The following is a 13,664-nucleotide window of genomic DNA, read 5'->3' on the forward strand; positions in this document are numbered from 1 at the left end:
CGATGACCCCTCGATCCTGGCACAGGCCCCATCGCAGCGTCCAGCATGCGGAATGTCGTATGCGACGAGACGACGGACGGGAGGCACGGGGCCAGCTGGCACCGTGCCTCCCGTCCGTCAGGGGGTGCGGATCAGGCGGCGGCGACCGCCGCCCGCACCTGCCGCTGCACCCGACCGAGCATCCCCACCATGCCGCGGATGCGCAGCGGGCTGACCGCCTCGCTGAGCCCGATCGTCAGCGGGTAGTCCGACGGGACCGCCAGGACCTCGGACGCGGTGAGGCCGGACAGCCCCTGCGCGAGGATCGACGCGAACCCGCGGGTGGTCGGCGCCTCGCGCGGGGCGGTCGCGTGCATGCGGACGACGTCCGGGGCATCGCCGTCGGCCCCGACCGTGACGGTGATGAACACGGGGGACTGGCACTCCTCGACGCGCTCGAGCTCGTCCTCGTGCCCCTGCAGTCGCTCGGGCAGCGCGGGGAGCTCGTCGGAGAACTCGAGGAGCAGCTGGAGGCGGTCCTGCTGCGAGAGCTCGAGGAAGTCGTCGCGGATCTCGGCGAGGGAACGGGGGAGTTCGGTGCTCATCGAGAGGGAACGGTACCCGGTTCGGTGCCGACGGCGATCGGGACGCGGACGGCGCTGCCCCACTCGGTCCACGACCCGTCGTAGTTCCGCACGTTCTCGTAGCCGAGCAGGTGCTGCAGCACGAACCAGGTGTGGCTCGACCGCTCGCCGATGCGGCAGTACGCGATGACCTCGTCCGCGTCGCCGATCCCGGCACCGTCGCGGTACACCGCGTCGAGCTCCTCGCGCGACTTGAAGGTGCCGTCCGGTGCGGCCGCGGTGGCCCAGGGGATGTTGACGGCGGTCGGCACGTGGCCGGCGCGCAGGGCGCCCTCTTCCGGGTATTCCGGTGCGGTGGTGCGCGAGCCGTCGTACTCGGCGGGGCTCCGCACGTCGATCAGGGGCTTGCCGAGGTGCGCGAGCACGTCGTCCTTGAAGGCCCGGACCGGCTCGTCGTGGCGCTCGACCACCGGGTAGTCGACGGGCGTCACCTCGGGGCGGTCGGTCGTCAGGGCACGGTCCTCGGCGATCCACTTCGCCCGGCCGCCGTCGAGCAGGCGGACGTCCTCGTGCCCGAAGAGCGTGAAGACCCAGAGGGCGTAGGCGGCCCACCAGTTGTTCTTGTCGCCGTAGATCACGACGGTGGTGTCGCGGCCGATGCCCTTGCCGCCGACGAGTCGCGCGAACGCCTCGCCGTCGACGTAGTCGCGCTGCACCGGGTCGTTGAGGTCGGTGTGCCAGTCGATCTTCACCGCTCCGGGGACGTGGCCCGTCTCGTAGAGCAGGACGTCCTCGTCGGACTCCACGACGACGAGGTCGGGGGTCCCGGCGTCGAGCTGCTCCTGGAGCCACTCGGTCGACACCAGGCGCTCCGGGTGGGCGTAGGCGGCGAACTTCTCGGACGGGTCGACCGGTGCGGTCATCGGGGGTACCTCCAGGGTGCGGGACGAACGGGGCGGCCGAGGCTAGGATCGGTCCTCGGTGCCCGCGGGCAACGGTACCTGCAACGTGCCGTCCGCCACCTGCAACGTGACACCGCACGACATGCTTCCCGGAGGGGCCCACTTGCCTGCACACCTCGTCGACCGTGACCCGCAGGTGACGCCGCAGCAGATGGCCGCTGCGCTCGTGCCGCCGCCGCAGTTCGCGGACGCCTCGTTCGCGAGCTACCGACCGGACCCGGAGTACCCCTCGCAGGCGGCGGTCCGCGACGCGGTCGAGGCCTTCGTCGCGACCCGGCCGGAGCCGGCGAAGCGCGGCCTGTTCGGTCGCCGCAAGCCCGCCGAGGCGCCGGCGCGCTCGGGTGTGTACCTGGACGGCGGGTTCGGCGTCGGCAAGACCCACCTGCTCGCCGCGGCGTACCACGCGGAGCCGTCCCGCAAGACCTTCGGCACCTTCATCGAGTACACGGCGCTCGTCGGTGCGCTCGGGTTCCAGGGCACGGTCGACCTGCTCCGCGGGACCGCGCTCGTCTGCATCGACGAGTTCGAGCTGGACGACCCCGGCGACACGATGGTGATGACCCGGCTCATCAAGGAGCTGGCGGACACCGGCACCCGCTTCGCGGCGACGTCGAACACCCCGCCGGGCGCGCTCGGCGAGGGCCGGTTCGCGGCGCAGGACTTCCTGCGCGAGATCCAGGCGATGTCCGATCGCTTCGAGACCATGCGGATCGACGGGCTCGACTACCGACGCCGCGCGGTCGACGAGCACGCCCGGACGGTCGACGACGTCCCCGCGGCGCTGCCGACCGGGGCGACCACGCTCGACGACTTCCGGTCCGTCGTCGCGCACCTGGCGTCGGTGCACCCCTCGAAGTACGTCGCGCTGGTCGACGGACTCGACGCCGTCGGCCTGACCGACGTCGCGGCGTTCACCGACCAGACCGACGCGCTGCGGTGGGTCGCGCTCGTCGACCGGCTGTACGACGCGCAGGTCCGGATCGTCGCGTCCGGCACGCCGCTCGACCAGGTGTACCCGCAGGCGATGCTCGACGGCGGGTACCGGAAGAAGTACCTGCGCGCCGCGTCGCGCGTGGTCGCGCTGTCGCGCGCCGCGGACTGACGGACGCCACGGCCACCACCACCGCGGCCGCCTGACGGGGGCGGCTGGCGGGGCGGCGACCCACCGGACGGGAGGCACGTGGCGGGGCCGCCACGCGCCTCCCGTCCGGGGGGTGTCCTGCTCCCCGAAACACGACGTTTACAGAACGGCCCACCGCGTTACACCCACGAAACAGTTCGTGCTCCCTCGTGAAACCTCGCCTCGCCAGACTCATCAGCACCCGAGGCGGAACCGAGAGCCGCCTGCATTCGCGAGAGGTGAACAGATGCTTGATCAGGGCCAAACCGGCTTCATCATGATCATGGCGGCGCTGGTGTTGTTCATGACACCCGGCCTCGCCTTCTTCTACGGCGGCCTCGTGAAGGCCAAGTCCGTCATCAGCATGATGATGATGTCGTTCGGGGCGATCGCGCTCGTCGGCGTCCTCTGGGTGCTCTACGGCTACGCGATCGCCTTCGCGAACACCGGCGACCACACCGCCGTGACCGGCATCGTCGGCTTCTTCAGCATCGACTGGAACCAGATCGGCCTCGGCCAGGCGTTCGAGCAGTCGCAGGCGACGAAGCTCGCCGCCCCCTACCCGGACCTGGCGTTCGTCGGGTTCCAGGCCACGTTCGCGATCATCACCGTCGCCCTGATCTCCGGTGCCATCGCCGACCGCGCCAAGTTCGGCGCCTGGATGATCTTCGCCGGTGTCTGGGTGACGGTCGTCTACTTCCCGGTCGCCTCCTGGGTCTTCAACCTGACCTCGGGCTGGGCAGCGACCTGGGGTGTCATCGACTTCGCCGGTGGGACCGCGGTCCACATCAACGCCGGTGCCGCCGGACTCGCCCTGGCGCTCGTCCTCGGCAAGCGCGTCGGCTTCGCCAAGGGCGCGCACAAGCCGCACAACCCGCCCTTCGTCCTCCTCGGTGCCGCCATCCTGTGGTTCGGCTGGTTCGGCTTCAACGCCGGTTCGGCCGGCGCTGCGAACAGCACTGCCGCGCTCGCCTGGGTGAACACCCTCGCCGCTCCGGCTGCCGCGGTCCTCGGCTGGCTGCTCATCGAGAAGCTCAAGGACGGCAAGGCCACCTCCGTCGGTGCCGCCTCGGGTGCCGTCGCCGGCCTCGTCGCGATCACGCCGGCCTGTGCCAACCTCACCCCCGGTTGGGGCATCCTGCTCGGCTTCCTCGCCGGTGTGATCTGCTGCTTCGCGATCGACCTCAAGTACAAGCTCGGCTTCGACGACTCGCTCGACGTCGTGGGCGTCCACCTGGTCGGCGGCATCTTCGGCACGCTCTACCTGGGCATCTTCGCCAACACGACCGGTCTGATCTACTCGGGCTCCCTGGTCCAGCTCGGCAAGCAGGCCGCCGCCGCCGGTGCGGTCGGTGCGTACTCGTTCGTCCTCGCGCTCGTGATCGGCTTCGCCATCGAGAAGACCATCGGCTTCCGCGTCAAGACCGAGGACGAGGTCGCCGGCATCGACACCGCCGTCCACGGTGAAGAGGGCTACGTCCTCTACGAGGAGTCGGACAAGACCCCGGTGTCGGTCCGCTAGACACCGCACCTCCCGCACGACGGGCCCCGCGCACACAGCAGGCGTGGGGCCCGTCGTCGTATGCGGGGCGTGTGACCGCGTCGCGCCGGTCTCGTGCCGCTCTCGTGCCGAGTGGAACCACGGATGCGACATCGAACCGGCCCTGCGGCCTGGTTCGATGTCGCATCCGTGGTTCGTCGGCGTGGACGGCGCGAGCGAGGACGCCGCGGTTAGGTCACCAGGCGAAGTCCTCCGGTGAGGTCTCGTGCCCCGGGAACAGCTCGTCGAGCCGCGCCAGCGCCGCGTCGTCGAGGCGGATGTCGGTCGCGCGGACGGCGGACTCCCACTGCTCCATCGTGCGCGGGCCGGTGATCGGGGCGGTGACGCCCGGCTGGTGCAGCAGCCACGCGAGGGCGAGCTCACCCGGGGTGTGCCCGAGCTCCTTCGCGAACGACTCGTAGGCAGACAGCTGGTCGCGGTGGCCCTCGACATACTCGGCGCTGCGGCCGCTCAGCCGACGGGAACCCTGCTCGGTCTTCTCGATGATGCCGCCGAGCAGCCCGCCCTGCAGCGGGGACCACGGGATAAGCCCGAGGCCGTAGTGCCGGGCGGCCGGGAGGACCTCGCGCTCGACGTCGCGGACGACGAGGTTGTAGATCGACTGCTCACTGACGAGCCCGAGGAAGTTGCGGTGCCGCGCGGCTTCCTGGGCCTGGGCGATGTGCCACCCCGCGAAGTTCGAGGAACCGACGTAGAGCACCTTGCCCTGCGCGACGGCGAGCTCCATCGCCTGCCAGATCTCGTCCCACGGGGTGTCCCGGTCGACGTGGTGCATCTGGAACAGGTCGACGTGATCGGTCTGCAGCCGGCGCAGCGACGCGTCGAGCGACTGCCGGATGTTGAGCGCCGACAGCTTGCCGCCGTTCGGCCAGTCGATCATCTCGCCGTAGACCTTCGTGGCGAGGACCGTCTTCTCGCGGCGGCCACCGCCCTTCGCGAACCAGCGGCCGATGATCTCCTCGGTGGCGCCCTTGCCCACCGAGCCGCCGTAGCCGTTGGCCGTGTCGAAGAAGTTCACGCCGAGCTCGTGCGCCCGGTCCATGATCGCGTGGGAGTCGTCCTCGCTGGTCTCCGGTCCGAAGTTCATGGTGCCGAGCACCGCCCGTGACACCGACAGCCCTGTCCGTCCGAGGTGTGTGTAGTCCATGGCCCCGGTCTACGCCCGGGGCGCTGGGCGCGCCAGGCCCTGAGGGTACCGGTCTCGGTGCGGGGTACAACGGAAGGTCAGGACGACGGCCCGAACCACGAGAGGAACCCCGATGCCCGCGAAGGACGAGATCCCCAGCACACTCCGCCGGTCGCCGCAGCACGCGCAGGACGTGTACGCCGCGGCGCTCGACTCCGCGAACGAGACCTACGGACCGGGGGAGCGCGCGCACCGGACCGCGTTCGCCGCGGTCAAGCACGAGTACGAGAAGGTCGGTGACCACTGGGAGGCCAAGGAGTCCGCCGGCCCGTCCGACGAGGGCGCTGCCGGCACCCGTGGCTCCGGCGAGACCCAGGGCGGCGTCGACGCGAACGCCACGAAGGAGCACTTGCTCGAGGTCGCACGCCGCCTGGACGTGCACGGCCGCTCGACGATGGACAAGGGCGAGCTGATCGAGGCCATCAAGAAGGCGAACGACCGCGCGACCGCAGCCGCCCGGAAGGACTGAGGCGCATTCCTGCTCGGGCATGTGGAGGGCACCGAGGGGAGTAGCGTGCCGCGGATGGACACCCCAGCACTCCGTGGCAGCCGGATCCTCGGGTTCGGACACCACCAGCCCGCGCGCATCCTGACCAACGACGAGCTCTCGACCATGGTCGACACGAACGACGAGTGGATCACCACGCGCACCGGCATCAAGACCCGTCGGATCGCCGGCCCCGACGACTCCGTCACGTCGATGGCGATCGAGGCCGGCCGCAACGCGATCGCGGATGCCGGACTCGAACCGTCGGACATCGGGCTCGTCATCGTCGCGTCGACCACGCACCGTGACCGTGCGCCGTACACCGCCGGCCGGGTCGCCGCGGCGCTCGGCATGGCGAACGGGCCGGCGCCGATCGACATCAACACGGCCTGCAGCGGCTTCGAGTACGCGATGGCCCTCGCCGACCAGTCGATCCGCGTCGGGGCGTCGGACACCGCGCTCGTCATCGGGTCCGAGACGCTGTCGAGCATCGCCGACTGGTCCGACCGGTCGACGTGCGTGCTCGTCGGCGACGGTGCGGGTGCCGCGGTGCTCGGCGCCTCGGACACCGCCGAGATCGGGCCGGTGTCGTGGGGGAGCGTGCCGCACCTGAACGAGGCGGTGCTCGTCACGAAGGACCCGGAGTACTTCACGCAGCAGGGCCGCTCGATCTACCGCTGGGCGATCACCGAGGCCGCCGGCCACGCCCGCGCCGTCGTCGAGGCCGCGGGCATGACGCTCGACGACATCGAGGTGTTCGCGTTCCACCAGGCGAACCTGCGGATCATCGAGCCGCTGGTCGAGGCCCTGGGCGGGCAGGACAAGTTCGTGGTCCGGGACGTCGTCGAGTCCGGCAACACCTCGGCTGCGAGCGTGCCGCTCGGACTGTCGAAGGCCTGGTCGCGCGGCGAGCTGCCGGAGGGCGCGGCGACGCTCCTGTTCGGGTTCGGCGGCGGGTTCGCGCACGCCGGTCAGGTGGTCCGGACGCCGGTGCGGCGCAGCTGACGCGGTCGCGACCAGCGGTCGGACGGGAGGCGCGGGGCGGGGTAGCCACGTGCCTCCCGTCCGTCCGGGCGTCAGTCCAGGGCGTCGCGCGACGGCGTGTCGGACCAGAGGTCCTCGTCCCGACGCGCGCGGCGGCGGGACCGCCCCTTCGGGGCGGGTTCCTTCTGCGCCGCCTTGGACTCCTTGGTGGGTTTCGCCTCGAGCACCAGGGTGAAGTGGCGCGGGGGCATGCCGAAGCCCTCGCGTGCCGCCTGGACGACCTTCCGCCCGAGCGCGTGGTTCCCGAGGCCACCGACCGCGGCACCGATCCCGAACGGCAGCGCTCGGCCGAGGATCGACGTGCCCTGCCGGGCGGCGAAGCGCTTGACGAACTGGTCGCGGACCTTGCCGCCGATGCCGCTCACGACCTGCTTCGGCAGCGTGGACGTGACCATCTCGCCCCAGAACGCCGTGCGGACCTGACCGCCGGCGGCCTGTCCCGCGAGCTGCTTGATGAGCTGCGTGCCGGGTGCGCCGAGGATGAGCGCCATCACCAGGGTGCGCGATCGCTCGGGGTCGTCGAGGGCGATGCCGTGCACCTCGGTGACGGACTGGGCGAAGAGCGCCGTCGTCTCGAGGAAGCCGACCGTCTCCGCACCGCTCAGCCCGAGGGCCGCGGCCATGCCGACGCCCGGGATGACCGCACTCGCGCCGACGGCGGCACCGCCGGTGGTCACGGCCGTGAGGTACTGCCGCTCCAGGATCTGGATGATCTCCGCCGGGCTCGCCTGCGGGTGTCGGCGGCGCAGGGCGTTGACGTGCGCGACCACGACGGGTCGCTGCACGGCGATCACCCGGTCGAGCATCTTCACCCACCCGGACTGGCGCTCCGGAGCCACGCGGCCGTCCTGGTCGTCGCGGTCGTCGGGCCGGATCGGGGCCGGCGGCATGGGCACGAGCGCCTCGTTCTTCTGCTGTCGAGCCATGCGGCAGACGGTACCCGGCCCGAGTGGGAGCACCGGCGGGTGCCGTCCCCCCGGTGCGCCTACCGCGCGGCGAGTTCGGCGCGCAGCGGCAGGTCCTGGTCTTCGAGGATGAACTGCGCGCCGACGGCGGTGCGGGCGTTCACGACGACCGGGGCGAGCAGGTTCACGGTCGTGCCGCCCTCGCCGGGGTTCGCGACGACGAGGAGCATCGCCTCGGCGGGGTCGGTCAGGCCGATCGTCGCGGCCTGCTCGTCGGTCAGCTCCGGGGCGTAGTCGGGCAGGTGCACCGCGGCGTCGAGCAGGAACAGCCGGGCGTCCTCGCCGACGAGGCCGAACAGGCCCTCGACGCCCTCGACGGGCACGAGCGAGAAGACCGGCGACGGGGCGAGGCCGAACGGCGGGACGGGGAAGGTCAGGTCGATGCTCATCGGAGGTAGTCCATCAGGGTCGGCTGCAGGACCTTCGCGGTGACGGCGAGGGCTGCCTGGTAGGAGGTCTGCTGCACCTGCAGGTCGAGCACGGCGCCGGCGAGGTCGAGGTCCTCGATGCCCGAGCGCCGGTTCTCGAGGGTGACCGAGGTGCTCTTCAGCGCGTCCTGAGCCGACAGGGCCGCGGCGTGCCGGACCCCGACGTCCGCCTGTGCCGAGCGCACGCTGTTGATCGCGGTGTCGACGTCGTCGAGCTTCGCGTTCACGTTGACGCCGTTCTGCAGGTCGGCGACGATGCCGTCGATCGCGGCGAAGGCCGAGGTCGACCCCGTCCCGAAGACCGCGGCGCCGGACGTGTCCACGCGGATCGTCGTGGCGTCCCCGACCCGGCGCTGCACGGGCGTGGTCGCCGTCGCGAAGCCGGTCGCCGGCGTGTACGCGGCTGCGTCGGTGGACGAGCCCGCGAACACCGACCGGGATCCGTACGTCGCGTTCGCGGTCGCCTCGAGGTCGGCCTTCAGCGCGCGGAACTGCGTGATGAACGCGTCGCGGTCGGTGTCGCCCATCGTGCCGGAGTTCGCCGCCTGCACGGTGAGGTCGCGGACCTTGCCGAGCACCGAGTAGGCGCTCGACAGCGTGCTGTCCGTGGTCGCGAGCCAGCCCACGGCGTCGTTCGCGTTGCGCGTGTACTGCGCGGCGGCGGCCTGCTCCTTCCGCACCTGCATCGACGAGCCGGTGCCGACCGGGTCGTCGGACGGCTTCGCGATCGCCTGCAGCGTCGTCGCGCGCTGCGTCGCCTCGGCGACGCGTGCCGCGTTCGCCTGCAGCCGCTCGCCGGCGGCCGCCATGGTCATCTGGGTGGTCACACGGGTGATCACGGTCAGCCCCTCCCGACGAGTCCGACGCGGTTGATGAGGGTGTCGAGCATCTCGTCGACCGCGGTCAGGACGCGCGCCGCGCCCTGGTACGCGTGCTGGTAGCTCAGCAGGTTCACGTTCTCCTCGTCGAGGTCGACACCCGCGCCCGACTGCTGCTGCGTGCGCGCGCTGGTCAGGGCGAGTCCGGTGAGCGTCGCCTCCGACGTGGCCGTCCTGGAGGCGCTGCCCACCCCCGCCACGAAGGTCGCCCAGGCCGTGTCTGGCCCCCCGGCGGCCGTGCCGAGTCGCGAGAGCGTGTCGGCGAACGAGTCGTCGAGCTGTCCCGCCGCGTTCCGCGTCGCGAGGCCGGAACCGTCTGTCGGGACGACCGACAGGCCCTGGGCCGCGCCGGTCCCGGCCGCGAGGGCGAAGAACGGTGCGCCGGTGGTCCCCGCCGGGGTGGTGCCCTGCGCGTGCGCCGCGTTGACGGTCGTCGCGAGGCGCGTGGCCACGTCGTCGTAGGAGGCGGCGGCCTCCGCCAGGGCGCCGCCGGTGCCGCCGGATGCGGGGGCGAGGAGCGAGAGCGCGCCGCCGATCGAGCCGCCGCCGAGCGCGACGGTCCCGGCGTTGCCGGTCGCCCACTCGAGCCGGACGCCCTGCGAGCCGCCGAGCCGGGTGTCGCCGACGAGCTGCACCGTACGGGCGTCGCTGCCCTGCACGAGCGCGTTCCCGTCGAGGAGCACGTCGACCGTGCCGTCGCTGTTCGCCCGGACCGTGCCACCCGCGAGCCCGGCGATCTGCTGGGTCAGCTGGTCGCGCTGGTCGATCAGCTCGTTCGCGCTGCCACCGGACGCCAGGGTCCCGCGGATCCGGCCGTTCAGGTCGGCGACCTGCGCCGCAGCGTCGTTGAGCTGCCCGACCTGGGTGGCCGCGGTCGCCCGGGTCGTGGTCCACTGCGCGTCGACCGCCTTCGACCCGGCCGCCAGGGCGGAGGCCACCGCGGTCGCGCTCGAGATCACGGTCGAGGCCGCGCCGGCATCGTCCGGGTGCGCTGCGAGGTCGCCCCACGACGACCAGAACGCGTCGAGCTTCGCGGAGAGACCGTCCTTGCCGGGCTCGTTCGTGCCGTCCTCGATCGCGGACAGGCCCGTCGCGCGGGTCTGCGCCCACGCCGAGGACCCGGTCGCGACGCGCATGCCGGCGTCGAGCGTCAGGGAGCCGAGCCGGGCGATGCCGTCGACGGAGACGCCCTGGCCGGCGAGGGCCGCGGTGCCGTGCACGAAGCCGGTCTGGACGACGGGGACGGACGACTGCGTGACGCGCTGCCGGGTGTACCCGGTGGTGCCGGCGTTCGCGATGTTCTGCCCGGTGACGTCGATGCCCGCGCGGGCGGCGGACAGGCCGGAGTACGCGGTCGCGAGGGATCCGAAGGTGCTCACCACGGTGCTACAGGGTCCCCTCGAACAGGCGGGCGCGCTCGGACCCGGCAGCGGGGACACCGGACGCGTCGTACGTCGCGGCGCCGGTGACCGACCCCGCGAGGGTCTCCTCGGTGGCCTGGGCGGCAGCGCGCAGGAAGCGGTCGTTCTCGTCGCGGAGGGAGCCGATCTGGGTGGTCAGCTCGACCATGGCGCCGAGGTGTGCGGCGAGGATCTCGCCCCAGGGGCCGTCCGGCGCCGCGGCGACGACGTCGCGCAGGGGAGCGTCGGGGGAGACACCCCACTCCTCGGCGACGACGGCGCTCGAGGCGGCGCGTTCGAGTCCGGCGCTGCGGAGGCGTTCGAGGACCTGCTCGACCTCGCGGCTGGCGTGGGAGACCCAGCGGGAGCGCCCGGCGGCGAGCAGGAGCTGCTCCTCCTCGAGCTTGAACGTGAGCAGTTCGAGCAGTTCACGCTCGCGCCAGAGGACGGCGGACAGGTCGTTCACGCTCATCAGCTCCTCCCAGGGGTCGGGTCGATCGGGTTCGGTGTGGGTCGTCCGGTCCGCCTTCCGGTGGACAGGGGTGCCTATCGACGCGCCCGACGCCGCCGTAAGCCGACGCCGGACCGCAGCCGGCGGGGCGGAGCCGACCCGTGCCTCCAGGCCGGTGGTCGTGTCACCCGGAACGGGGGACAAGAACGCCCGTTCCCTGCCCGAGGTCCCCCCAAATGCCGACGCGGGAACGCCTGATGCACCCCCGCACTGGGGTCGGTTGAAGCCCCCCTCAGGCGATTGCCAGCCGATACATTCGAACCGCAGCGCGGGGGACATCCCCGCGCACCGCATCGCAGGGATGCGGGCGCCGCGCGGAGGGAACCGCGCGGTCCTCGGCGAACACACCGGCCACCAGCAGGCCGGTGCTCGTCGTGCCCACGGACGGGAGCGGCCCACGGACGGGTCGGTACTCACGCAGGTCGACCAGGGGAACAGCATGGACCGGAACGCACGCAACGCGATGATCGTGGAGCACCTGCCGCTGGTCGGCTACATCGTCGCCGACGTCCGTTCCCGAGCCACCCACCTGGACCGTGACGACCTGGCCGCCGTCGGCTCCCTCGCGCTCGTCGCCGCCGCCGAGGCCTTCGATCCCACGCTCGGCGTCCCGTTCGGTGCCTACGCCCGGACCCGGATCGCCGGTGCGATCGCCGACGACATGCGGAGCGCCGACTGGGCGTCCCGCGGCACCAGGAAGCGCATCCGCGAGACCCTCGCCACGCAGGAGGCCCTGTCCGCACGGCTCGGTCGCTCCGTGGGCGTGCAGGAGATCGCGGACGCGATGGGCGTGGACCGGCAGACGGCCGCCGACGCGATGTCCGACGCCGGCCGCTCCGTGGGGCCCATCGACGAGACCGTGCACGACACCCTGGCCGCCGACCAGCCGCTGCCGGGCGAGGACCTGCTCGCCGCGGAGAAGCGCCGCTACCTGCGCGCCGCGGTCGCCGCGCTGCCGGACCGGATGCGCTTCGTCGTCGAGAACGTCTACTTCGGCGACCGTTCGGTGACCGAGGTCGCCGCCGAGCTCGGGATCACCCACTCCGCCGTGTCGCAGCAGCGCTCCGAGGCGATGCGCCTGCTGCGCGACGGCCTGGCCGAGCACTACGGCGACGGCACCACCGTCGAACCGGTCTCCCGGACCACCGCCGCGCGACGCAGCGCCTACCTCGCCCGGGTCGCCGCGAACGCCGCAGCCGGGGTCGCGCGGGCCGTGCACGACGCGTCGACCCCGAGCGCGGTCGCGGCCGGCTAGAACTTTTCCGTCTCGCACCTAACGGCCCCGGTCGGCCGGTCGAGAGTCACGAGTGTCAGCCCATGGACGGGCAGACACCACCACCCAAGGATTCACGGAGGAAACCACCATGGGTATGTCCATCAACACCAACCTCTCGGCACTCAACACGTACCGGAACCTGAACTCGACGCAGAACGACCTGTCGAAGTCCCTCGAGAAGCTCTCGACGGGTCTCCGCATCAACCGTGCTGCGGACGACGCCTCCGGTCTGACGATCTCCGAGGGACTCAAGTCGCAGGTCGGTGGCCTCACGGTCGCCGCCCGCAACGCGCAGGACGGCATCTCCGTCGTGCAGACCGCTGAAGGTGGCCTCACCGAGACCCACTCGATCCTCCAGCGCATGCGCGACCTGGCCGTCCAGGCCGGCAACGACTCGAACAACGCCACGTCGCGTGACGCGATCAAGACCGAGGTCGGCCAGCTCCAGAAGGAACTCGGGCGCATCGCGTCGTCGACGAACTTCAACGGCACGTCGCTGCTCAACAACAACTCGACCCTGAAGTTCCAGGTCGGGGCGAACGCGGGCGCCGACAGCCAGATCGCGGTCGACCTGTCGGGTGCGAACGTGCAGAACATCGTCGACAACCTGGCCGGTGGCAGCACCGGCACCGGCACGAAGTTCGCCATCGCCGACGTCTCCGCCCTCGCGGGTGCGGCGTCGTTCAAGGTCACCAACGGCGGCGAGGAGACCACCGTCACGACCGCGAACCTCGGCGCAGCGGGCACCTTCACCTCGGTGCAGGGCTACGCGGACGCGCTGAAGGCGGACGCGAACTTCTCGGCCAACTTCACCGTCACGGTGGACAAGGACGCGAACGGCGCCGGCACCGGCATCACGGTCACCGCCAACAACGGCGGCACCGTCGACGTCACCGCGCCGGGCACCGGCGTCGCGGCGGGCACCGCGGGCGCCCCCGTCACCGGTGGCCTCGCGTTCGACACGGCGGACAAGGCGCAGGCCTCGATCACCCTGATCGACCAGCAGATCGCCAAGGTCTCGTCGGCTCGCTCGAACCTCGGTGCGATCCAGAACCGCTTCGACCACGCCATCAACGTGACGAACGTGGCCAAGGAGAACCTGACCGCTGCGCAGTCCCGCATCACGGACGTCGACATGGCCGAGGAGATGGTCAAGTACACGCGCGACAACATCCTCAGCCAGGCCGGCACCTCGATGCTCGCGCAGGCGAACCAGAGCACGCAGGGCGTGCTCTCGCTCCTGCGCTAGCAGCACTCGACGCCGTCATCCGGGGGAGTTCAGG

Annotated in this window: 14 protein-coding genes; 6 read left to right on the forward strand and 8 right to left on the reverse strand. The window is 71.7% G+C overall.

Translation table 11 applies throughout. From position 1 onward, the window contains the following. Positions 1 to 131: 131 nt before the first annotated feature. Positions 132 to 584 carry a SufE family protein gene (locus tag HUN58_RS16705; protein ID WP_141861374.1) on the reverse strand — a complete coding sequence of 151 codons (453 nt, stop codon included), beginning with the start codon at positions 582 to 584 and terminating at the stop codon, positions 132 to 134. After that, positions 581 to 1,486 carry a sulfurtransferase gene (locus tag HUN58_RS16710; protein WP_141861376.1) on the reverse strand — a complete coding sequence of 302 codons (906 nt, stop codon included), beginning with the start codon at positions 1,484 to 1,486 and terminating at the stop codon, positions 581 to 583. The genes HUN58_RS16705 and HUN58_RS16710 overlap by 4 nt, the downstream gene beginning before the upstream one ends. 190 nt (positions 1,487 to 1,676) lie before the next feature. Here HUN58_RS16710 and zapE point away from each other — a divergent pair, with 190 nt between their 5' ends. Continuing rightward, on the forward strand, positions 1,677 to 2,627 hold the full coding sequence (gene zapE, locus HUN58_RS16715) for a cell division protein ZapE (protein ID WP_175326176.1): 951 nt from the start codon (positions 1,677 to 1,679) through the stop codon (positions 2,625 to 2,627). Between the two features lie 265 nt (positions 2,628 to 2,892). After that, entirely contained in the window at positions 2,893 to 4,167 is a 1,275-nt protein-coding gene (locus HUN58_RS16720) for an ammonium transporter (protein WP_114851045.1), read from the forward strand. A 214-nt stretch (positions 4,168 to 4,381) separates the two neighbouring features. Here HUN58_RS16720 and HUN58_RS16725 read toward each other — a convergent pair whose 3' ends face one another. Continuing rightward, entirely contained in the window at positions 4,382 to 5,353 is a 972-nt protein-coding gene (locus HUN58_RS16725) for an aldo/keto reductase (RefSeq protein WP_141861379.1), read from the reverse strand. A 112-nt stretch (positions 5,354 to 5,465) separates the two neighbouring features. Between HUN58_RS16725 and HUN58_RS16730 the strand changes: the two genes are divergently transcribed. After that, a complete protein-coding gene (locus HUN58_RS16730) occupies positions 5,466 to 5,861 on the forward strand; it encodes a ChaB family protein (RefSeq protein WP_058741155.1) in 396 nt (131 codons plus the stop codon). Positions 5,862 to 5,915: 54 nt separating this feature from the next. Beyond that, complete coding sequence (locus HUN58_RS16735; protein ID WP_180225224.1) at positions 5,916 to 6,884, forward strand: beta-ketoacyl-ACP synthase III; 969 nt, start codon at positions 5,916 to 5,918, stop codon at positions 6,882 to 6,884. A gap of 71 nt (positions 6,885 to 6,955) precedes the next feature. On the opposite strand, the gene HUN58_RS16740 is transcribed toward HUN58_RS16735, so the two are convergent. From HUN58_RS16740 to HUN58_RS16760, 5 genes are read right to left on the reverse strand one after another with little or no spacing between them, the layout of a single operon-like run. Continuing rightward, on the reverse strand, positions 6,956 to 7,849 hold the full coding sequence (locus HUN58_RS16740; protein WP_180225225.1) for a hypothetical protein: 894 nt from the start codon (positions 7,847 to 7,849) through the stop codon (positions 6,956 to 6,958). Between the two features lie 59 nt (positions 7,850 to 7,908). Next, positions 7,909 to 8,277, reverse strand: coding sequence for a flagellar assembly protein FliW (fliW, locus tag HUN58_RS16745; RefSeq protein WP_114851048.1), 369 nt, complete (start codon positions 8,275 to 8,277; stop codon positions 7,909 to 7,911). Continuing rightward, positions 8,274 to 9,155, reverse strand: a complete 882-nt coding sequence (locus tag HUN58_RS16750) for a flagellin (protein WP_180225226.1) — start codon at positions 9,153 to 9,155, stop codon at positions 8,274 to 8,276. The genes fliW and HUN58_RS16750 overlap by 4 nt, the downstream gene beginning before the upstream one ends. A gap of 2 nt (positions 9,156 to 9,157) precedes the next feature. Next, positions 9,158 to 10,573, reverse strand: coding sequence for a flagellar hook-associated protein FlgK (gene flgK, locus HUN58_RS16755; RefSeq protein WP_180225227.1), 1,416 nt, complete (start codon positions 10,571 to 10,573; stop codon positions 9,158 to 9,160). A 7-nt stretch (positions 10,574 to 10,580) separates the two neighbouring features. After that, positions 10,581 to 11,066, reverse strand: a complete 486-nt coding sequence (locus HUN58_RS16760; protein WP_058741151.1) for a flagellar protein FlgN — start codon at positions 11,064 to 11,066, stop codon at positions 10,581 to 10,583. A 478-nt stretch (positions 11,067 to 11,544) separates the two neighbouring features. Between HUN58_RS16760 and HUN58_RS16765 the strand changes: the two genes are divergently transcribed. Then, the gene (locus HUN58_RS16765; RefSeq protein ID WP_180225228.1) at positions 11,545 to 12,360 is read left to right on the forward strand and encodes a sigma-70 family RNA polymerase sigma factor; all 816 of its coding nucleotides are present in this window, start codon (positions 11,545 to 11,547) and stop codon (positions 12,358 to 12,360) included. Positions 12,361 to 12,469: 109 nt separating this feature from the next. Further along, positions 12,470 to 13,630 carry a flagellin gene (locus HUN58_RS16770; protein ID WP_058741149.1) on the forward strand — a complete coding sequence of 387 codons (1,161 nt, stop codon included), beginning with the start codon at positions 12,470 to 12,472 and terminating at the stop codon, positions 13,628 to 13,630. Positions 13,631 to 13,664 lie beyond the last annotated feature (34 nt).

Source organism: Curtobacterium sp. Csp1 (genome assembly GCF_013347185.1).

What these genes read in the sequence shown, in the direction of transcription:
- HUN58_RS16705 (WP_141861374.1), bottom strand. Translation starts at nt 584, where the DNA reads ATGAGCACCGAACTCCCCCGTTCCCTCGCCGAGATCCGCGACGACTTC.
- HUN58_RS16720 (WP_114851045.1), top strand. Translation starts at nt 2,893, where the DNA reads ATGCTTGATCAGGGCCAAACCGGCTTCATCATGATCATGGCGGCGCTG.
- HUN58_RS16740 (WP_180225225.1), bottom strand. Translation starts at nt 7,849, where the DNA reads ATGGCTCGACAGCAGAAGAACGAGGCGCTCGTGCCCATGCCGCCGGCC.
- fliW (WP_114851048.1), bottom strand. Translation starts at nt 8,277, where the DNA reads ATGAGCATCGACCTGACCTTCCCCGTCCCGCCGTTCGGCCTCGCCCCG.
- HUN58_RS16760 (WP_058741151.1), bottom strand. Translation starts at nt 11,066, where the DNA reads ATGAGCGTGAACGACCTGTCCGCCGTCCTCTGGCGCGAGCGTGAACTG.
- HUN58_RS16725 (WP_141861379.1), bottom strand. Translation starts at nt 5,353, where the DNA reads ATGGACTACACACACCTCGGACGGACAGGGCTGTCGGTGTCACGGGCG.
- HUN58_RS16735 (WP_180225224.1), top strand. Translation starts at nt 5,916, where the DNA reads ATGGACACCCCAGCACTCCGTGGCAGCCGGATCCTCGGGTTCGGACAC.
- HUN58_RS16770 (WP_058741149.1), top strand. Translation starts at nt 12,470, where the DNA reads ATGGGTATGTCCATCAACACCAACCTCTCGGCACTCAACACGTACCGG.
- HUN58_RS16765 (WP_180225228.1), top strand. Translation starts at nt 11,545, where the DNA reads ATGGACCGGAACGCACGCAACGCGATGATCGTGGAGCACCTGCCGCTG.
- HUN58_RS16710 (WP_141861376.1), bottom strand. Translation starts at nt 1,486, where the DNA reads ATGACCGCACCGGTCGACCCGTCCGAGAAGTTCGCCGCCTACGCCCAC.
- zapE (WP_175326176.1), top strand. Translation starts at nt 1,677, where the DNA reads ATGGCCGCTGCGCTCGTGCCGCCGCCGCAGTTCGCGGACGCCTCGTTC.
- HUN58_RS16730 (WP_058741155.1), top strand. Translation starts at nt 5,466, where the DNA reads ATGCCCGCGAAGGACGAGATCCCCAGCACACTCCGCCGGTCGCCGCAG.